Here is a 20636-nt window from a genome sequence, read left to right as displayed (position 1 = left end):
TGCATGGCCAAAGCATAGGAAGAATTATTCTGTGCGCTAAGGCTTGCCTGAAATAAAAGCGGTAGTTTACACGAGTGACAGACATTACCGCTACCCTATATAGCTGATAATGGCGAAATTTTGTGGGTTATAAATTAAAATAGTGTTTTCCTGAAACGACCAATTAAGTGCTATTTGCTTTCTACGAGTTTATGGCATAAAAAAACCCGCAAGCAATTGCGGGCTTTTTACCTAAAATACCAAGAAAAACTTTTGGTATTCCACTTGTTCTGTTTAACTTCTGGTGAAGACGCGCTTGAATCTTGTTAGCGCAAGAAGCATCCCGCCAAACAAAAAGATAGAAGAAGGCTCTGGAACACTGTTGATAGCGTTGCCTATAGTAGTAGAGCTTACGCCTTTGATAACCAATTCGCCAGCATCGTCATTGCCTGCAATGCCTTCGATTACACCTTGATAGGTAATACCGTCAGACATTTCAACATAAAACAAACTTCCGATTAGGTCGTTACCAAAAACAGACCCATCTGGATCATCGTCAACGTCAATTAACCAGCTGAAACTCTCGCCAGGGTTAAAACCGTTGAAGGCAACCGATAGAAAATCAGCTTCATCAATACCGCCAGAAGCATCAACTACCGAATACGAAAGAAATCCAACATCATCTGAACCAACACTTTTGAAGTTTAGTCCGCCAGAGTTGTGGCATGAGTTAACAACCTCGTCAAAACACAAAAAACTATTTGCATTAGGTCTAAGATCAAGCGCAAATTGCAGGATGTCTAAACCTGATGTAGAGTTATTCTCGACAGTAAACGGGTTATTCCATGTATTACCATCAATGGTAAAACCGATTTCTATCATAGCAGCCTTTGCATTAAGGCTTAATGATAGGCAGCAAAGCCCTAGAAAGCTTGACACCAATTTTAAACTTCTTTTACAACTATTATTGCTAAACATATGTACTCCAAAACTGTTCTACTAGCACTACTAAAAAGAGTTACGTTTTATTTTAACTACCCTCACTCATGCACATGACATGCCAACAAAATATTAGCTAGAACTATCAGATAGTTAAAGTCATCTTAAAAATGGCAAAAATTGCTTTGTAAAGTTTTTTGACACAAGCAGAAGCTCTGTTAAGTTTGCTTTCACTTCATATGAGCATATTTATATAGCGTTATTTAAAAGCTCCCTTATTATGTGGCTTATATCTTAGTATATTAGGACAGTGATGAAAAAAAATATCGTAGAAAATGATGTAAAACAGGACCCAGCAATAGTTCGTTTTCTTGAAAAGATGCCTAAGCGGGTTGCGAATTCATTTAGTGAAGAACAACTTACTTCTATAAAAACTGCAATAGGAGCAAGAGACTGGGGCAACCATAAAGTTGATATAAGAGGAACTGTTAAATTTTTTAAATGGCGATTTTACTATGTTCTGTTGCTTGGACGAAACAGGAGGTCACTCTCAACTGAAGAAAAAAAGCTCACTACGTTAATTAGTGGTATGATCATCACTGTTTTAATTATCTTATCTATCGTTTTAGCTGCGGGTATATTATATTTAACTAAATCTGCCCTTGGCATAGATTTGATTGAGGGGTGGAGTTTAGGATTATGGACATGGCTCCAAAAATTATAATTTAAAAGCAAGTTACTTGGGTTAAATTTTCACCATCTCTTTTACTTAAGCCCACTATAAAAAACTTTTTTACCGTATGTAGACTGTAGTGCTTCCGAAGTATTACTGATGAAATATGGATGCTTGCAGCTAACAATCTAATTGTAGAAAAACTTATTTTTCCCGACCGTCAATGTTTAGTGAACAGCCATCAACTTTATTAAAAATTTCACGCAAAATAATCTCCTTCATTTGAGTCTTTTTAAAAGATTAAAAAGAGGCAAAGCGAATAGTAATAAACTTGTCTTAACATCTATTATTTTTGAAAATCTTTTTGCGATAGTCATTTTTCTACTGAAGCTCATTTTGTCGCCTTCATACTCATTAAGCTTGAACTCAGCCTTGATCCCATGCCTCAATAGTGAATTTAGATAATCTCTAAAACTCAATATATCTTTAAAGAGTTTAGGTTCTCTTATAAAGTCGCTATATAATTTTTCTACTGTTACGTAGTAGCCTTCAGCATGGCGGTATGTCGGTTTGCTCGTTGTAATCGAGTTGGGGCGTACTCTTCTTTTAAAAAATGAATTATTTAACACTACTGTTTTTGAACTTCTAATATACAGATTAGTAGAAAAATAATGGTCTTCGTGCAAAATCCCTTTTATAAACTTCAAGTCGGAAAAAGAGTTTTTTCTAAAAAAATAACAGCAAGACTGTGCTATGTATCTTATTTTATAAGTGTCTTCAAATATACTTTTATTTACGTATAAAGATTTGGGTAAATCCCTTTCATAATTCAGCTCAGTAAGTCCATCGAAATCTTCGGAGCAGAATGCTTCTGCATTAAAAACAACTAAATCAGCGTTATGTTTAACAATATTCTCACAACACAACGCTAAAGTGTCTTCCGATATGAAATCGTCACTATCAAGAAAGTAAATAAACTCGCCTTGGGACATTTCTAGTCCTACATTACGCGCGTTCGCTAGACCACCATTTTGTATACTTACAATCTTCATTTTACCCTGAAATCTGCAAGAGTAGCTTTCAAGTATGCTTAATGAGTTATCCGTAGAGCCGTCGTTTATGCATAGTAGTTCGAAGTCTAAAAATGTTTGTCCTAGTACAGAGTCCAAACATTGTTCGAGGTAGTCTTCTACGTTATAGACCGGTAATATAATAGAAACTGATAACTTAGACATTTTTAAATACTCTGGATCGAAACTCTCTAATCGCGAAAATAAATGGCACAATTAGCGCGAAAAGTGAGAGGGCAAATATATTTTCAAGTTGGTGTAAATAGGAATACCAAAAAAGAAACGGAATGCATAAGGCATTATAAATAGATACAAAGACAAAAGGCTCTACCTTATAAGCCCTCACGAAGTTACATACAGCTGTGAACACAAGAGTTATGGCAAAGAAAAATAATAATGTGACAGTTGATTCCATCGGCAAAATTTTGTCGAAGATGTAAAAACTCGGAAAAAACAACCAAACTAATACAAATAAACAATAGCCGATAATTAACACTAAGCTAGAAAACAAAAAATACTTCGAAAATATCGTTAAAGCTTCTTTTGTACGTCCATTCGCTATTCGATTTGCAAGAATTGTTCTTTGATTAACTAAAAACGAGTTAGCAACGTCAAACCCTCCTCTGGCTATCGAAACAGATAGCCCAACACGACCAGCAAATTCGGCCCCGTAAACTTTGAAAGAAATAAGCGTGAAACCGTTCCAAAAAAAATATCCGAAGAACCAAACTATACTAGTACGCCCGAAAAGTGGAAATATTTTTTCAAACTGCTTTCTAAATGAGTAGTCTATTAAAAAGCTTCTGTTTATCATCTTTAAAATGATGAATTTATTTTTAAATACAAACATCATTATCAATAAACCAGAGCATAACTGAGAGATAGCAACAGAATAAAGGCTAGCACCGAAATAAATTGCTAGCCAAAGCACTAAAGCCGAAAGAAGTGTTGAGAATAAACGGATCGAATTTATTAACTCTTGGTGCTGAATTCCGTCAAAAAAAGAGTCAAATACATTAAGAAATACTCTAAATCCACTGACTATAACCAGTAAAAAAAATGGTTCTTGCCAATGCAAAGTGCCTTGGTAGTCGGAAAAATAAATTGCTCCACCAATTCCTATGCAAAGGGTATATAACACTGAAACTAAAGCATACCATTGCAGAGAAAACCTAAAGATATGGTTTATACTGCGTTTATCCTCAAAGCTAATGTCTCCTTTTGTGTCGGGCTTAACTTCATAACTATAAAACTGTTTTAAAACGTAACCAACTCCTACTTCAAAAAGCATTGCCATTGTCACGAATGAGTAAAAAGTGTAATAAAACCCCATCTCCTCAACACTCAAGAAGGCACTTACAATTAAGATTGTTAGAGGACCACTTAGTATACGGGTAATAGCAACTGCTACAGAATATAATGCTACTACCTCTGTTTTATTCAGCTTCATTTTCGGCTAGTTCTATTAGCGGTGATTCATTCAACCAAAGCTTATAATAAGATGAATTTTTACCATACGAATTGTCGATCATTTTGATATTTTTGCCTAACAAATAAGACAAAATCATGCCGTGCATTCTATCCGTATATACCAAATTAAAAGAATTAAAGTAGTTAATTGACTTAAAAACTAAAGAGTTTGATTGCCTTAACCAAAGCTTTATCAGTTTATCGTTTGACGAAAAGCGAGTACACTTTTCTGCTGCGTGTGCGATTTGATAAAGAATTTGATCCCATGATGATAAAATATTGTCCCAGTCAAACGGTTTCTTGACAACTCCAGTTTTCATCTCTGCACCTGTTTTGGCTTCGACATCAACTCTACGCATATTCAACATTTTAATTGGTTTAGCATCTAGTTCTTCTACCTCACACGGTTCAACTAACGGGTGTAGGCTATGAGCCATATCAGGCATTAGGGTTATATTTTCAGAAAAGCCCTCTGCAATTTTTTCGCTTCTCTGGTCACGTAAAAATAAGTGAAGATCAGGGTGAGAAGAGTGCACCTTCAGGCTTTTTTTCAAAACACTGTCAGACTTGTAGTGAATAGTAGAAGGTAATATTATTATCCGTTTTTCTCTATAACGCTCTATAATCTTTTCTCGGAATTTTTGATGTTCTATGTAGATATCACCAAAATTTCCACCACCATGGAAAAATATCACGTCACAGTCACTCAAGCGTTTATGATTTATAGTTTTTGAAAACGCCCTATATCTGACATCAATCGCATGATTTTGAATAAACTGCTCAGTTCCTAAATAAATTAAGAGGTCACCAACGTTATAGTGAAAAGGTAGGTCAAGATAAGCTACTTTCTTCCCTTTACAAAGATCGGCAATATTTTGGTGCATCCCTTTAAGTTCACTTAAATGAGAAAACCATTGACTTTTATAATCCGACATTTATTAGCAATCCTTAAATTTTAAACGAAAGTACTTCGTAGCAGTTTCGCTTGATATTAAATCATTTTAAAATTAGCTTTCAACGTATTTTTTTGAAGAAGCACAAACTCTATTTAAATATTCAATTTTTTAAAACTATTTAAACAATATTTACCACCAATTTACTCCATGTAGTTGTGAAATTTCCATTTCCAAATGTGTTAAGTGCTAGCTCAACGGTTTCAGCGCTGTCTGGCACAGTAGTCAAAACTTTGAAATCTCCCTTAACTGTGTCGCTTTCATCATTTATAGTGAATTGTTGAGAATAAAATGTTTCTAATTCATTATTGTCAATATCGTAGAACCTTATTTCCATGCGTACGCCACTAGTAGGAACGACAAGACCTGTATGTTCAATGGAATAATGTACATTACCCAATACTAACGTTCCTCCGATACACCTACATTTTTGGCTTACACTTTGATTTTCCCCTTCGCTATTTTTGACCGTGATACCATTCTTTAAACTGCTGATATCAAGTTTATTCTCATGCGAGCGGTTCCCTTCTGAGTACTGCCAACTACCGAGTGAATTACCGGCAGTTTCATCAATCTCCGTTTGCGTCAAACTTTTCCCTACTAAATTTCGAGCCAAAGGTATGGGGCTATATGTATAGAATAGTGAATTTATATGAACGCCTCCCTCTAAGTACACTCTTCCTCCCCCACCTACTAACTCTAAATAACCATCACTTTCATAATCCACTCCGTCATTTTGATACGGGGCCAAATCCGGGCGGTAATTTGATGAAGCGTTAAAACTTGGAGAAATAAAGACCAAGCCTCCGGCATAAGGGTGCCTGTTAGTGTCTGTTCCAGCCTTGCAGTAAAATAATGTACTGTAGATTGGAGTATCTCTTATGACAATTTGAGGTTTATCTAATACGCAATATGCATGCGCACCTATAACTTCTAAAAATCGTTTATTCTTCGCAGTAGACTTTGGATTTTCAAAGTGAGGAGAGTTCATTTTGACTACAGAATCGCCATTTACGACAACACGCATATTATTGAATGAACATCCATATGTCACGAATTCACCTGTATTGAAATTCACTGTGCCTAATTGGTTATCTTCAACACGCCTATGGTTATCGGCAATAAAGCAATTCGTTAGTTTTATGCTCTCACCAAAATCTATCCCCCTAAAATAAAATGGCGTTCGCCAAGAACCGCCCATCGTATTAACTTGTTTGAGTTCGCACGCCCACACACCTGGGTAAAATGCTATCACGTCATCGAAATCAAATATCGATACTCGCTTTATCGTAAATTTACTTGTCACCACTGATTCATCCATTGAACTGAACGATGATGAGTGTCCAATACAAAGGCCTATACCCGCTAGCATGTTGTTATAAGTGCCTATATTAAAACCTTCGAGCGGACTAAAATTTGAATTATTTACTAATGACGAATAATTATGGCCATATTTGTAGCGCCCCTTTACTTTAACCGCGTAACCGGACACTGGTGAACTTTGCCAAATTAATCTGCAAATGCCACTGGAATACCAACCACCAGACTCAACATAAATATCAAAAGACGTATTACCAGAAAAGTTATAAATGATAGAACTATCAAAAACTAATCGGTTTCTAGTTAATGGTGACATACAATAGGTGTTTGCTTTAGTAACGTATTCAGACTGACTTAAGCTTCCATCGTTAAAATCCTCAACGAAAACATCACCAATCGCTCTTAAGTAAAGACCATTACTAAGACTTATAGGTGTTTCTTCATCGGTTACGCACCATCTAGTCTGCTTTGTAGAAAGCAAGTCACCAACTTGATGATTTGAAAAATTAAGAACATCAGTAACCGTTTCAAAATTTACAACGTTGAATGCTTTTAGAAACGTTTCTGCAAGCTTGTCGATACTCGATATTTTATGCTGAACAAGCGATTTGAGATCTATCATAAGTGTGATGCTCCTCTGTTCATTTCTCTCGATAACTGAGTCTTAATACTATAAAAAACCTGAATGAGTCTATGACGTATAGATATGATTTAGCGACTCAGCTAAATCTTTGACCGTATAATCCAGTTCAAAACTGTCATTTAAACGTTGCTTTAGGTTTTGCAAGGAGTCTTTGCGCATTATATTTAGCAGCTTTATAAGTGATGTATGTATCGGTTTATCTAATTGTGTTGAGAATTCACTATCAGGTAGTATTTCTGCTAAACCACCAGCTCCACTATGGAACACTGGGCAACCACAAACCAATGCTTCTAAAGCCACTAAACCAAAACCTTCCCACCTTGATGGTACAAGTAGCGCATCGCATCCTTTCATGTACTGCAACACTTCCTGTTTAGGCTTCCACCCAAGTAAAATTAGCCTTGGGTCCTTAAAAACATCCGTTATCGTTGTATCTGACACTACTGCTCCACCAATACAATAGATCCGGAAATCCCCATTAGTACTTTGCTTAACCGCCTGAGATAAGATATCGAACCCCTTTTGTTGATCAAAGCGCCCAACATACAAGTAATTAACTGTTTTTTCGTTCATTTTCGCAGGGATGATGTTTTTGTCTGCTATCTCTACCGTATTGCGGACAGTGGTGAGTTTCTTCGCTGAAAGTCCAAATTTTATTGCCGAATTTTTATCATGCTCACTGATACAAACTATTCGGTCCGTGTACAACGACAAAAAGTTCTCAATAAAAGCAAATATTTTCTTTACCCACAAAGGTCTTTGCATATCAAACGCCCACCCGTGGCTACAATAAATTACTTTAAATGATCTTTTAGGTCGTAATAGAAGAGGTAACCTAAACCAAAAGCCAGCGAATGTGCTATGAAGATGAACTGTAGTTGGTTTAAACTCTTCTAAATGCCTAAAATATGTTCTCGCCATCCTCCATTGCGCCTTAACGCTCTTTCTATTTAAAACATCGAATGTTCGTAAAATGGTAGCTGGAATAGTTAACTCGCCCGTTTGCTCTTTAGCAACAATAACCATTACATTTTCTATACCATAAATTTTAATCTGATGAGGTATCAGTTCATTGAGATATGTTGCAATACCTCCTGTAACAGACTCACAGACATGAAGAACTTTCATTTATAAATTTCCTTTACGATTTTAAGATTTAAATTGAACAACTATTAAACTCTTTCCAACAGTATTGTCTGAGCCATTACACGAGCGTATGAAACTAGCAACTTATTCTTACGCACGGTTGACAATCACATAAAGCGATCGAAATTGGTTGCTGCATATTTCATAAAACTGATTGATGAACTAAGCTATATTTTTTCGAGTTGATTGTAAGGATGTAACAAGTATGAGTATAAAAAATATCGACAGAAGAGCTTTTTTAAAAATAGTTTTAGCGTCTTTAGTGAACCAAGGTTGTGCAGGGCTGCCTTTTAACTTGGCGCATAGTAAACAAACTTTGCTAAAAAGTGCTCAATCCGGCCCAGTGGCTTTCGGCGCTCATAAACTATTTTGGTCTAATGCGCATTTTACTTGGTCTTTGTGACATAATTTATATGTTCGTTAAACGTACACATAAGTCAAAATCTCAACCTGTTCGCTTCGATACAAGGTTCAACTTTTTAATCAAATACGCAAGCACTAATGGCGCTATATAGTGGCCATCTGCTGGTATATAAAATGAAGTTGAAATTAGTAAAAAAAGGAACATAACATAGAGGTAGAAATCTTTTCTTTCGTTGAGCTTTTTAACTATGAAGCGCACGACTTTAACATAGAAAAATAAGAAAACCATTCCACCGAAAATTAGCCAATCCATTAAAAATGTTTTAGTTCCCACCCCCTTAACCTGGCCTACAACGAAGTATTTAACTACTTCACTATAATTAAAGGTGTTTGGAAAAAGATAGTCCAAAATGTCCATAGCGATCGGGCCACAATTATAAATACTCGGTAAAAAACCAAAAAAACCCGCCCCTATGGGGTAGTGGAAAAGCGACACCAGCGCCGTAAGAAAAATAGTGGAGCGAGTTGCGACACTTGTATACTTTTCGATGTCACTTGAAAACATCGCCGCAATGGAATCTTGCGATGCAAGAAATACCAATGGCAGTAAAAGTGCAGAACAAGCGTACTTTATCTTGGTCGAAACTTTGAACAGACAAACAATGTAAGCAAGAAAAAACGATAAGATAAAGCTAAGCGCTCCACCTTTTGATGTGGTGAGCAAAGTGAGGAAAGCTATTGCCAAAAAGCAGATAAAAGGTTTAATTTTTTTTATGTGGGCAAAAAGCAAGCAAGCTAAGACAAACTGAAAAGCAAAAGTACTTGCTTCCAACGTAAAACCACGCATACGATGAGGTGAAAGTGCAGCGTGATGCTGCAAGAACGAAGCATTATTTACGATACTTGGAACTACTAGGTTTACTATGTAAATTGTTGCCACAATATAAAATACCCAAAGCCCCCCCTTTTCTAAAGTAGCTTCATTTTGCCTCAAGGTGAACAAGAACACTGTGAAAGTAGGTAACACAATTAATATAAACCTAGCGCCTCTATCAATGAGGAATACAGTATCAAACTCTAAAAAAAAGACTAGACTTACGAAAGACAAACCCAAAACTAGAAAAAAGAATTTGATTACTTTCAAGTCTAACTTAGGCAACTTTCGAATGTCGGTAGCAATTAAAAGTAGCATAACGGGTACTAGGACGATTCCTAAAGGTGCGGTGAAAACACCGCCTAATGATGCGAGTGCTGTATTCTCAAACGGAACTAATATGCACAATAGATAAAAGACAATTCGTTTAATGTTCATTTTTTAATTTTACACAGTTTGTTTAACATAAAACGAAGAAATGAAGATGGCAAAAAACTCACCAGTTTAAACGCCAAAGTTACTAGGTAACGAACTGACAAACTACTACTAAAACTTTTCTGCAAGAAGTGCTTCTTGCTTACAGTCTCACTGATAACGAGTTCGCTACTACATTTATTGCGTATTAACTTTATCAGGTAATTTAGATACATAGTTGCTACGAAGTAATTTCTAAACTGCACCACATCATGTGGAACAGCACTGTGACTAATAATATCAAACGCTTCAAAATGATTTAAAACTTTTTCAGTAGCTACAACATTAGTTGCTGAGCCCAGTTGAATGATGTAATTGTAATACTGGCTATGATCAATTCTCACATATTCCGCTTTTCTTAAAACCTCTGCGGTGAAAAGAACATCTTCTGACAAAGCCAATTTTTGGTTGAAGAACAGTTCATTTTCAAGTAGATACATCCGCTTACATAATATACTACAAATGTGCGTGAATACTTTCTTATTGTAATACAATTTAAGAGCTTCTATCCCGGGATAGCTAGCCTCAACACACTTATGCCGATGAAAAGTAGCTTTATTTTCTATTTCGTCTTTTATTACGTAAGGAAATATAAAAGCGTCAACAAACTCTTCTTTTGTCAATGACTCCCAAATCTCTACCACCTCGTTATGATAAAAATCATCCGAATCGAGAAAGGCAACGTAGTCTCCTTTAGCGTTTCTAATACCATTGTTTCTGGCTCCCGACACTCCACTATTAGGCTGTCTTATCAGTTTAACACCCGGCTTCCTATCAACAATCATTGGTTTCTTTGAACCATCATCAACTATGATTAGCTCTACTAGATTTCCTAAGTACCCCATTAATGAAAAAGACTCGACAATTTTGGTAAGTCCATCTTGATTATTGTAAACAGGGACGATAATTGAGTATTTTACTTTATTCATAATCAAGCGTGTCAGCCCATAACTTATTGATCTTTTCTTTTTCAGTTTCTTTTGCAAACGTAAGTGCTTTCAGTGACATTTGCTCAAAGAGTTTCTCATCTTCAGCAATTTTTCTAACAGCGTTAGCAAATGCGCTAGTATCATTAGGTTCGATAATTGCACCATTTTGGTTACTTTTTATAATCCAAGAGAGTGCATCAAAGTTATTATAAACAACAAGAGGCAACCCTTGGCTCCTGGCTTCAATCAAAGTCTGCCCAAAACCCTCATAATGAGAAGTCATTACGAAAATAGCATTTTCGCGCAAAACTTCCGCTACGTTTGAGCATGCGGCATAACGTTTAACATTGGGACGATTAGCAATGAGGCGGTCTAGTTTTGCTTCTTCTTCAGGCGGGCCGCTCCCGTAAATTGAGAGTAAATAGTCATCTGGAAGTTTATCCATAACATCCATCAAACCCTTAAAATTTTTCTGGTGCTCGTGAATCCGAGCTAGAGTCACTATCTTCTTCTGTGCTTGTTGGGGGGTTAGTGCTGTCGATAATTTGCAGCCGCGTGGAATCACTCTCACATCTTTAAACCAATCGCTATATTTAGACTCCACAGCTTTTTTGTCGATTTCGGTGTAAACGGTAAAAACATCTACATATCTCGACAATAACTTCATAACTATCGTTTCTAATCGTGCGAAAAATATATCTAATCGATTAGTTTGAACTAAAACAATTTTGCAAGAGTTTCTAACTCTATGTGGCATATAAAGCAAATCATTGGGATGAAACAAGACTATTGTATTTTTTTCGTCACATTCACTTAACGTGTTCACATTTCTATATTGGTTTAGCTTAGTTAATAGTTTTCTAAAGACGCCCTGCCCCTCGGCACTACCGTAACTTAAATAACGAACTGCCGGATTTTCTCTAAAACTTTCTTGTTCTGGCATATTTTGAAAAAGTTCGAATACCTTATCACCGCAATAGCTAGATTGAATATCTCTTATAAGAGTTTCTACCCCACCTATCGTTGTAGACTTCATTGGATTGACTGTTATTAGCGCCATGCAAAGATTTCCTTAAGATGAAGCGTTCCCAAATTTCACGACATGTTTTCATTGAGTTTAATTGACAATGTATAAGCTACACAAGAATCGCGCCAAGATGTGTACTAAATAGAATAAAGCTTTGAGGCTTTTATCTGATATATACTTCAATTACCTTAGAAATTGAACCAAGCATCGTAATGATTTCCACTAGGTTGCGATAAAAAAGCACTTTGAATTTGACAAAACTTTAGTTAAAAGCCTTCCTTTAAAAACGCTTATCAGCCGACTTTTGTGATACATTCTATAACGTACTGTGTAATGAAGAAGACTAAAGATTTGAAGCGCCCAGTTTTTCATCTATATACTTTTGACAACATTCTCAATAACTCAACGATATTGTATCGGAAATTGCTTTCGATTCTTATAGCTTTGTTACTTTTTTTACCTGTCGCAGTTGCATCTTTATCAGAGCGATTTACGTCCGAAGTTTACAGTCGCATTTCTCTACATTATGGAAAAGAAGCTGCAGAAACTATTTCAGAGTGGAACTCTATGCTTTCTCGATTACAGAACTATGATATCGATGAAAAACTTTACAGTGTAAATCGCTTTTTTAATCAGTTTGATTTTGTAGATGATTCAGTGCACTGGAATAAAAAAGATTATTGGGCAAGCCCTATAGAGTTCATTGCAACAGGCGCTGGTGATTGCGAAGATTATGTCATCGCAAAGTACTTTTCGCTTATTGAACTTGGGGTTCCCGAATCACAACTACGCCTGATGTATGTTACCGCATTAGAACTTGAACAACCGCATATGGTACTGGCCTATTATAAAACTCCTAGGTCAATCCCGTTGGTGTTAGACAATATTAATAGGCGTATATTGCCCGCAAATAAACGTCGAGATTTAGCCCCGATTTATAGTTTCAACGGCAATGGGCTATGGGCAGCCAAAGCAATGGGGACAGGAAAAAAACTAAGAGGCAGTGGCCCCATGAAAATGTGGGACGATATGGTAGAACGACTTGATACTGTAATGAACGGAGACCAACAATAACAATGAAACTATCTACACAGTTAAATACAAGCTTGCTTGTTTTTTTAATTCTGGTGTTTTCCGGATCTTTTATCATCAATGTAAAGCTTACTAGAGAGTACGTCAACCAACAGCTAGCGACTCATGCGCAAGATACTGCCACATCACTAGGGCTTTCAATTACTCCTTATTTATCAGAGCCTAACGGTTTGGCTACCGCTGAAACTATGGTTAATGCTATATTTGACAGAGGTTTTTACCAATATATAACTGTTACTGACATGGAAGGTAATATGTTGATTGAACGCAGAAACCCAAACAAAGTTGATAGCGTACCTGATTGGTTTACATCTATTGTGAACGTATCACCGCCTAGAGAAAAGACTGAACTCAACGACGGCTGGACATTAGCAGGCGAACTGACTGTACAGAGCCACCCCGGCCTTGCGAATGAAACCTTATGGGTAAGCGTGAAACATAGTGCAATAATGTTTTTTGTAGCTTTCTTTTTTGCCTTCATTGTGCTTTTGCTTATCATTAACGCAATTACAAAACCTTTAAGCGTCGTTGTTAGAAAAATATCAGACATTCAAGAGCAAAAGTTCTCTCAAATATCCTATAGACCTTTCACTAAAGAGCTTGCATTTATTACCGGTGCGGTCAACAAACTCTCGTTATCCGTAGAAGCCATGTTTAAAGAACTTACACAAAAAGTTGAACACTTTAAAGCACAAGCCTATGAAGACGACCTTACTGGTTTATCTAACAGAAATGCTTTTACAAGGCACATGAACGCATTATTAAGTGGCACGGTTAACCGCAACGAGGGTTATATCATTTTAGTGCGACTAGCTCATCTTAGTATGATAAATACCAGCATAGGAGCACATAAAGGTGATGAATATGTGGTAAACGTCGCGGAGAAATTAAAGCAGGCTACCTTTGAGTTTCCAGAACAATACTTTTTGTTCCGTGTGTCAGGGGCGGACTTTGTGTTAATCACAGAGGCTATATCTAAAAGTGAATGCGAACAACGCCTACAAAGGTTAAGTGAAAAGCTGAGTAGCACGACCCCGTTGAAAGATCGCTCTAAACCGGTTTGGATGGGTATAGCTAAATTTAGCGATGATCAGTCGTTTTCTGAGATCATGGAAAATGCCGACAGTGCATTAATAGCTGCAACTAAGCATAAGCGAGGCTGGCAATTCGCTTCTGAACTAACTTTCATATACAGCAATACCGCATGGCGGGAGCGCTTAAATAGCGTACTAATGCGCCAATATGCAGATATTCTTATCCAGCCTGTGATGGATATGGAGAAAAATAGTCCTTCGTATTATGAGGCATTTGCTCGCTTTAAAGATGAAGAAACTGGAAGTATTATTCCTATGTCGCAACTTATTCCTGCATCAGAAAGACTGAATTTGATACCAGAAGTGGATAAACTTGTCGTAAGCTTAGTGCTAAAGAAGTTGTCGAATACTTCACAAAATATTGCTATAAACATTGCTAATGCGTCTATCGCAAACTCAGTGTTCACAAAATGGCTATTAGACACTATTAGCAAGCACTCTGCACTATGCGAACAGCTAGTATTTGAAATTGAAGACTCTGCGCTAATTCACAACAGAGACCAGTCGATATCGTTAGCAAAAGCACTTATTGAGAAAGGATGTCGAGTTACCGTCGAGCACTTCGGTGACAACCTTGCCTCGCTAAGTGGATTACGCGCTATACATCCACATTTTGTAAAAATATCTGGCAAACTGACAAAAGACATTCACTTAGATAAAGACAACCTTTTGTTTGTAAACAGTCTCTTAAGTGTGGCTCGCAGCTTGGACATAGCCGTCATAGCAGAATTAGTTGAAAGTGAGGCAGAGTCGGTTGCGCTGTACAACGCCAACGTTGGATTTCAACAAGGGTATTACTTTGCAAAGCCCACAATGTGGCAGATTTGAGTTGAAATCCTCAATGTGCTTCTCTATGACCTTTTTTGTTTATAAGTTGTAATTTCCGCAGTAAGAAATTAGAAGCGGAGTGTGAACAAATGTTGTAGAATTGAGATAAGTATAAAATTATGTTTGAGGACTTATTATGCGAAACAGTATTTTTTTATCAATATTAGTAAGCATTTTATTACTGTTATCGCCCGCTACCTTAGCGCAGGGAGATACAGTTGCCCCTGGTATAAAAGTAAGAAGTTTACTTCTAACCGAGGTTGAAGCAGGGAAAGGTATAAGCACTGCCTCTAGGGAAGTCAGCGAAACTGTGCTTGAAGATGAGTTGTACTTCGGCCCAGCAGGTTTAGCATATTTACAGCAGAACCGTGAACCATACCAGAATATGGTTGCATTATTGAATGATAACACATCGGGCTTTGAAATAACTGTCGCGGGCTTAGATTCGATGTCAGAAGCACCAACGCAAGTAGTTACCATTGCCATGATATTTTTTCCGGAAAGTGCAGACGAAATTTACGGTATCGCGTTGCAAATGGGTGTTATAAACGAGGATGATGCGCTTTTAGCAGCAATTAATGCTGGGATTGATCCAACCACCCTTACAGCAACTGCGGCTGGTGCTAGCGATGCTCCGTTGCTACCGACCCCAACTGATGATACAGCGCCCGCTGGCGGCGGCGTAACCATATCAGCAAACTGAGTAGACTGAAAATTTTTGGTCATTAATACATTGAGAAGAGCTTTACACCAAAAGGTCGAAACGATAGTTTTCGGCCTTTTTATTTCGCTGATAGTTTGGCTGCCAATTCCATTAGGCTCAAATAGGCCATGGGCATGGGTTATAGTCGAAATAGCTTCATTCTCGATGTTATTATTGATAATCCTTTACAGACCTAAACTGTTTTTTAAACAGATAGAGCGGCATTCTTTCGCTCTTACACTCTTTCTTCTTTTTATTATTTTCCAAATTCTGTTAGTCGTACCATTTCCAAGTGAATTGATTCGAACAATTAGGCCAGAAAGATTATTTGGCTTGGACGACTATCCTACCAAGAGCCTTCCTCTTAGTTATGACGCTTTTCAAAGTAAAATCATCATCATAAAGTCCATCGCCTATTTTTGTTTATTTCTCACTAGCCTATGTCTATTAAAGTCTGCAAAACGTATAAAGCTGGTTTTACTTACTTTGAGTCTTTCAGGAGTATTACAAGCGTCATATGGTGCTTTTGAGGTATTGCTCAATTCTGAAAAGAGTTTGATTTTTGAGTACAAAATAACCCATATTGCAACTGGAAGTTTTGTCTATAAAAATCATTTTGCTAACTATTTAATGCTTACACTAAGCGCCGCTCTTGGCTATTTAATTGCGAGTAGTAGCTTTGCAAAAACAGAGTCTACCTCTAAGCGTGAATTACTAAAGTACTGGACCAATTTCTTGTTAAGTAAAAAAGCGCTTGTGCGAATAGGTATAGTGATAATGGTGATAGCGCTAATAATGTCGCGTTCTAGAATGGGAAATACAGCATTTTTTGTTTCTATGACAATAACCTTGTTTTTGGGGTTGATGTTATTTAAAAGAAAAAGCAAATCCTATATATATCTATTTATAAGCCTAATTGCCGTAGATATAATTTTAGTGAGTAGTGTTTTCGGGTTATCAGAGGTAACTGAAAGAATAGAACAAACAAGTCTCCAAAAAGAAACACGCGATGAAGTCTTAGAGGATACTGCTTCAATCATACCGAAGTTTAAAACACTGGGTAGCGGTGGAGGTACCTTTTATACAATATATCCCATGGTTCAAAGTGAAAAAATTCAACATTTTTATGACCATGCGCACAATGAATATATACAATTCTCAGTTGAGTTTGGCTGGTTAGCCACAACCTTCATTTCTATATTTGTCTTGATTTGCGCAACTACAGCTGTAATTTCGTTGCATAAAAGAGAACGGCCTGCGTATCTTGGAGCTGCTTTTTGTTGCGTTATGGGCACTATAGGGATGTTGATGCATTCTAGCGTTGATTTTCCTCTTCAGGCCCCTGCTAATGCAGCTACGTTTTTGATACTACTATCATTAGGTGTAAAAAGTAAAAAATTCAATTACTAAGGTTGTATTATTTGATACAACCTTTGACTTTAGACCTAATGCGCTTAGAACTGTCTGAAAGGATTTGGCACGCTAAGCGGCTAGCATTGTATTTTTCTATTGCGCTTTTAACCTTGGCCTCACTAAGAGGATGTTGAAGGCCGAGTTTTAAATGCTTCCGTAGGTCTCTATAGACTAAACTGTAATACGGGGACTTTGCTTTATACTGGGCTAAAGCAAATTCAACTATGAAACTATGAACGGCTGCTTGCTGAGGTCCAGACGCTAGAGCGAGATTAATATAGTTCTCAAACTCTTCATCTATCTCACCAAGCTTCCATTTCACTGCAGCTAAATTTATCCAAGTTGGTGCCCAGAGTGGACGATAGAGCAAGCTTTCAAGGTAATCCTTTTTCGCAGACATAAACCAACTAGCAGCGTTTCTATCGTCATATAAAGCTTTCCATTCAAAAAGCTGTGCTCTTGCTTCTAAATAAAGAGGGTTGTAAGGAGCAAATTCTATCGCTTTGTTTATACGTTCAAAATTTACATCTATTATTTCGGAGGTTACCGCATCAGGATTAACTCGAAGAAACGTCAACTCGTTCTTCACACTGTAGTAGTGAATATGAGCTTTAAAAAACGTAAAGCTTTCACTCATTGCATACAGCAGTAATAATACAACAAAGCCTCTTATAATTATTCTCATAATTATGGTGGTGAGACTTGCTTAGCAATCATCCCTGGCGTTATATTAAAAATCCTATCTGCGTAGCAAGGATCTTTCTCTGCAACGATTCTATAAGCATCTTTCATATCGTTCGGCCGCTTCATGGTGTTGTGTGTGTCCGATGCTACAACTTGAACTTTCTGATTAGCAACCAGCTGCAGAGAGAAATCTTCAACAGCTTTCCCAAAACGCCCCACTAGCGAACCAGCTGTGATCTGAAAGATAGTGGGCAATGTTGACAAAATCTCAAACTTTTTCGAATTTGCTAATAATTCGCGGTTACGTTCCGGGTGAGCTATTAGAGGCAAGACACCGTGAGAGTCCAGCCATCTAACTAAAGCATCGATACCTACAGGTACATGGCTATGCGGCATTTCTAATAAGATGACTTTCTTTGCATTATATTGGCCGATGAACGGTAATTTATTGGCTGCCAACCATTGAGGGATTTGTTCTGATACGCGTATCTCGGCGCCAAGAGAGATAGATAACGGTATTTCTTCCTTAAGAAGCTCTGCCTTAAACTCCTCAAAGATCGGCGTTATGGTTTCGATAGTATTATCGAAATATCCCGAGTGAATATGAGGGGTACACACCATATGAGATATCTCATTGGATACAGCTTGGTGTGCCATTTCCAAAGACATAGACATAGAGCGCGAACCGTCATCTATTCCTGGTAATATATGGCTGTGAATATCAATCAATGCTTTGAAACCTACTGCACACTTTCGCTTGTATATCCATATTGATCGTAAAAACCAGCATACTTTTCAGAAACATCTGACTTTCTTAAATCCACTTGATTTAGGACGACACCGTCAACTCGGTGTCCAACTTGTAGTAATCTAGATAGACCATTATTTATGAGTTTATCACTAGTTGCATTCGCTTTTACAACATACACTATTGAATCTGCTCGCTCCGCTACGATAATGGAATCGCTTACGGCTTGAGTAGGAGCGGTATCAATTGTCACGAATTCATAAATATTCTTTAAATTTTGTAAAAGCTTAGTGAACTCTTCGCTGGCCAAAAGTTCCTGCGGGTTTGAGGGTACAGTACCCGCCGTTAGAATGTCTACGCCTGATTCGTCGTCATGCACCAAACACTCTTCTAGTGAATGCGTCCCCATAATAAGGTTTGCAACGCCCGGCTGATACGTAGGGATATTAAAATATTTACCAACGCTAGGACGTCTTAGATCAGCATCAATTAAAACCGTTTTCTTCAATTGTCCAAAGGCAAATGCAAGGTTAATGGATACGGTTGTTTTGCCCTCTTTAGGAACACTTGAAGTCACTACCACAGCTTGAGTATCTTTCTCTATATTAAGTAGCGATAAGCTTGTTCTGAGTGTTCTTAAAGCTTCCGAAAATTGATGTTTGTCATTGTCGAAATAAGTACGTAAAGGTAACCTCGTCTTTTTCTTATGTGGTAGCCAAGGAATTAACCCTAACATTCGTTGACCTAATTTTTTTTCAACATCACCTACTGAATTAATGCCACTATTTAGCGTTTCCATTACAATGGCAACAAAAACTCCAAATCCAATACTAAATACAAATGCCACTGCTATAAGCAGTTTCTTGTGGGGTTTGGTGGGCACACTAGGGGTTATTGCCTTATCTAGAATCCGTGCATTAGCAGTCTCGAAACCTCCCAACTCATCAGTCTCCTTTAGACGAGTAAAAAAAGAATCATATAGCTGCTGATTTATATCAACCTCGCGCTGTAAAGCTAAGCGCTGACTTTCTAGCGCGGACAACTTTCTAAAGTTTGCTTTTGCTGCTTCAACCTGCTTTTCCAATGACTCTGCTCGTTCTTTAGATAGCAGATATTGCTTACTTATACTAGAAACTAAATCCCTCGTTTGTATGGCAAGTGTTTCTCTAATGGATGTCAGTTCTGCGTTAGCCGCAATCATCTGAGGGTGTTTAGGCCCATACACTTTACTAAGTTCGGATACGCGAGTCATTGCCTTTGCTTCATCACGCCTAACACCCTGAATGGTTGGATGATTCAATACTTCAGGCAGGCTAGCAATGCTATCAAAAGAATCACTGGACTTAGCTTGATTATAAATCGTTTCGTTAAGCTTTAAGGCACTCTGAGCCTCTAACAGCTGTTGGCTTAACCCTTCCAACTCGTCAGATGCCAATCCAACTACACCATCCAAATTCACTACTTGGTTTTCTTCATAAAAATCTGAAAGGCGGCGCTCTGACAAAATTAATTTCTTTCTCAGCCCATCTAAACTGTCAGTTAGGAACGTAGTAGCCTTTGAAGTCATTTCGACTTTTGCAAGTAAATAGTTATCGATATATTCATCAGCGAGAGCATTAGCTATTTGAGCTGAGAGATAGGGTATATCTGAAGACGCCGTAACCCTCATTACCTGCGTTTTGCTAATAAGGGATAGATTCACTGAACTCATTAGCTTGCTAGTAGCAATTCTTATATCTATTGCTTCTTGCTCTTCATCAGTTCTTTGCTTTTGTGTTTTTTTTGGTAAAAATGGTAAATGTTCTCTGAAAAAACCTTTTAGAATTTCACTAAACCCTTTATCTTCCTCACTAGGCATAAAATTCACATTCTTGTGCAAACCTAATTTGAGAACCGTTCTTTCTGCTATTTGTCGAGAGCGCAATATTTCAAATTGCGTTTGCATGTAATCTTTTCGATTACTATCAAAGCCATAAACCTCTTCAATAGATACAACATTAGTGTTTTCTGCATCTACTAATATTGTCGCAGAGGAGGTATAAATAGGTGTCATTTTGAAAACGAACAGAGCTACTAAAACACTGAAGGCAATCGCCAGAAAAATAATTCTTAGGGTGTGTTTTTTAACTATAGCGAAGTAATGTGCAACGTCTATTGTATCCGAATCCGTAAATTGTTGCCTTTGTTCTTCCATACTGTTTACTGCCATTACCG

General features: G+C 37.4%; 17 protein-coding genes. 5 read left to right on the top strand and 12 right to left on the bottom strand.

Annotated features, from left to right (window positions below; translation table 11 throughout):
- Nucleotides 1–273: 273 nt before the first annotated feature.
- Nucleotides 274–861, bottom strand: coding sequence for a PEP-CTERM sorting domain-containing protein (locus ACXAGK_RS09480; protein ID WP_474855916.1), 588 nt, complete (start codon nt 859–861; stop codon nt 274–276).
- Between the two features lie 370 nt (nt 862–1231).
- On the opposite strand from ACXAGK_RS09480, the gene ACXAGK_RS09475 reads away from it, so the two are divergent.
- Complete coding sequence (locus ACXAGK_RS09475; RefSeq protein ID WP_474855914.1) at nt 1232–1642, top strand: 3-phosphoshikimate 1-carboxyvinyltransferase; 411 nt, start codon at nt 1232–1234, stop codon at nt 1640–1642.
- A gap of 227 nt (nt 1643–1869) precedes the next feature.
- On the opposite strand, the gene ACXAGK_RS09470 is transcribed toward ACXAGK_RS09475, so the two are convergent.
- From ACXAGK_RS09470 to ACXAGK_RS09435, 8 genes are all read right to left on the bottom strand, one after another.
- Nucleotides 1870–2826 (bottom strand): glycosyltransferase family 2 protein, encoded by a 957-nt coding sequence (locus ACXAGK_RS09470; RefSeq protein WP_474855912.1) that lies wholly within the window; start codon nt 2824–2826, stop codon nt 1870–1872.
- Nucleotides 2819–4111 carry a hypothetical protein gene (locus tag ACXAGK_RS09465; RefSeq protein ID WP_474855910.1) on the bottom strand — a complete coding sequence of 431 codons (1293 nt, stop codon included), beginning with the start codon at nt 4109–4111 and terminating at the stop codon, nt 2819–2821. Before ACXAGK_RS09465 ends, ACXAGK_RS09470 begins: the two co-directional genes overlap by 8 nt.
- Nucleotides 4098–5066: a polysaccharide pyruvyl transferase family protein gene (locus ACXAGK_RS09460; RefSeq protein WP_474855908.1), complete on the bottom strand. Its 969-nt coding sequence runs from the start codon at nt 5064–5066 to the stop codon at nt 4098–4100. Before ACXAGK_RS09460 ends, ACXAGK_RS09465 begins: the two co-directional genes overlap by 14 nt.
- 139 nt (nt 5067–5205) lie before the next feature.
- Entirely contained in the window at nt 5206–7026 is a 1821-nt protein-coding gene (locus ACXAGK_RS09455; RefSeq protein WP_474855907.1) for a hypothetical protein, read from the bottom strand.
- Nucleotides 7027–7095: 69 nt separating this feature from the next.
- A complete protein-coding gene (locus ACXAGK_RS09450) occupies nt 7096–8175 on the bottom strand; it encodes a glycosyltransferase family 4 protein (RefSeq protein WP_474855905.1) in 1080 nt (359 codons plus the stop codon).
- Between the two features lie 463 nt (nt 8176–8638).
- The gene (locus ACXAGK_RS09445) at nt 8639–9868 is read right to left on the bottom strand and encodes a hypothetical protein (protein ID WP_474855903.1); all 1230 of its coding nucleotides are present in this window, start codon (nt 9866–9868) and stop codon (nt 8639–8641) included.
- Nucleotides 9865–10833 (bottom strand): glycosyltransferase family 2 protein, encoded by a 969-nt coding sequence (locus ACXAGK_RS09440; protein WP_474855902.1) that lies wholly within the window; start codon nt 10831–10833, stop codon nt 9865–9867. Before ACXAGK_RS09440 ends, ACXAGK_RS09445 begins: the two co-directional genes overlap by 4 nt.
- Nucleotides 10826–11893, bottom strand: a complete 1068-nt coding sequence (locus tag ACXAGK_RS09435) for a glycosyltransferase (protein ID WP_474855900.1) — start codon at nt 11891–11893, stop codon at nt 10826–10828. Before ACXAGK_RS09435 ends, ACXAGK_RS09440 begins: the two co-directional genes overlap by 8 nt.
- 300 nt (nt 11894–12193) lie before the next feature.
- Between ACXAGK_RS09435 and ACXAGK_RS09430 the strand changes: the two genes are divergently transcribed.
- From ACXAGK_RS09430 to ACXAGK_RS09415, 4 genes are all read left to right on the top strand, one after another.
- Entirely contained in the window at nt 12194–12934 is a 741-nt protein-coding gene (locus tag ACXAGK_RS09430) for a transglutaminase-like cysteine peptidase (protein ID WP_474855898.1), read from the top strand.
- 2 nt (nt 12935–12936) lie between these two features.
- Complete coding sequence (locus ACXAGK_RS09425; RefSeq protein WP_474855896.1) at nt 12937–14874, top strand: bifunctional diguanylate cyclase/phosphodiesterase; 1938 nt, start codon at nt 12937–12939, stop codon at nt 14872–14874.
- 136 nt (nt 14875–15010) lie between these two features.
- Nucleotides 15011–15577, top strand: coding sequence for a hypothetical protein (locus ACXAGK_RS09420; protein ID WP_474855894.1), 567 nt, complete (start codon nt 15011–15013; stop codon nt 15575–15577).
- A 333-nt stretch (nt 15578–15910) separates the two neighbouring features.
- Nucleotides 15911–16987 carry an O-antigen ligase family protein gene (locus ACXAGK_RS09415; protein WP_474855892.1) on the top strand — a complete coding sequence of 359 codons (1077 nt, stop codon included), beginning with the start codon at nt 15911–15913 and terminating at the stop codon, nt 16985–16987.
- A gap of 7 nt (nt 16988–16994) precedes the next feature.
- Here ACXAGK_RS09415 and ACXAGK_RS09410 read toward each other — a convergent pair whose 3' ends face one another.
- The 3 genes from ACXAGK_RS09410 to ACXAGK_RS09400 are packed head-to-tail and all read right to left on the bottom strand — an operon-like array spanning nt 16995 to nt 20631.
- Nucleotides 16995–17675: a VpsP family polysaccharide biosynthesis protein gene (locus ACXAGK_RS09410; RefSeq protein WP_474855891.1), complete on the bottom strand. Its 681-nt coding sequence runs from the start codon at nt 17673–17675 to the stop codon at nt 16995–16997.
- Nucleotides 17676–17677: 2 nt separating this feature from the next.
- Entirely contained in the window at nt 17678–18403 is a 726-nt protein-coding gene (locus ACXAGK_RS09405) for a tyrosine-protein phosphatase (protein WP_474855889.1), read from the bottom strand.
- 11 nt (nt 18404–18414) lie between these two features.
- On the bottom strand, nt 18415–20631 hold the full coding sequence (locus ACXAGK_RS09400; protein ID WP_474855887.1) for a GumC family protein: 2217 nt from the start codon (nt 20629–20631) through the stop codon (nt 18415–18417).
- Between the last annotated feature and the right edge of the window lie 5 nt (nt 20632–20636).

The organism is Alteromonas sp. ABM1_013 (assembly GCF_056160505.1).
This window is presented reverse-complemented; position numbering and strand designations above follow the sequence as displayed.